General features: G+C 71.8%; 1 pseudogene. It reads right to left on the reverse strand.

From position 1 onward, the window contains the following. Positions 1–471 (reverse strand): annotated as a pseudogene (locus ACYQ0J_RS00580) (hypothetical protein); the annotation flags it as partial.

The following is a 471-nucleotide window of genomic DNA, read 5'->3' on the forward strand; positions in this document are numbered from 1 at the left end:
CAGGGCCCCCTCCATCAGGCCGTAGAGCTCGGCCCGGAGGGCACCCCACAGCACCCAGGCGTAGAAGCGCACGCTCCCAGGATCCCGGAACTCCCGGGCCAGGGAGAGGGCGAGGGCCTCCACCAGGGTCCGGCGCTCGGCGGGGCGGGCCCGGAGGAGGGCGGTGAGAGAGTCTATAGCTAACGGGTTTTCGGCTTCGCCAGGGAGTAACGAAAACCCAAGCAAAAGTCCGAGACCCTCGGAGTCTCCCTTAGGGGGACTTTTATATGACTCTCTCAGCCTCAGGCTCCAGGCGGTGCGCCCCCGGCGGGCGTCCTCCTCCAGGTCCCGCCACGGGTGGCGGAAGTCCTCCGGGTCCAGACGGGGGCGGGCCTCCCGGTGGGGCAGGCGCACGGCGTAAAGGGTCCCGGCGGCGTAGACCCCCGTCCGGCCCCGGAGGGTGGCCGGGGCGCGCCAGGCCCTCCGGCGGAT

It is taken from the genome of Thermus sp. FJN-A, from assembly GCF_054655095.1.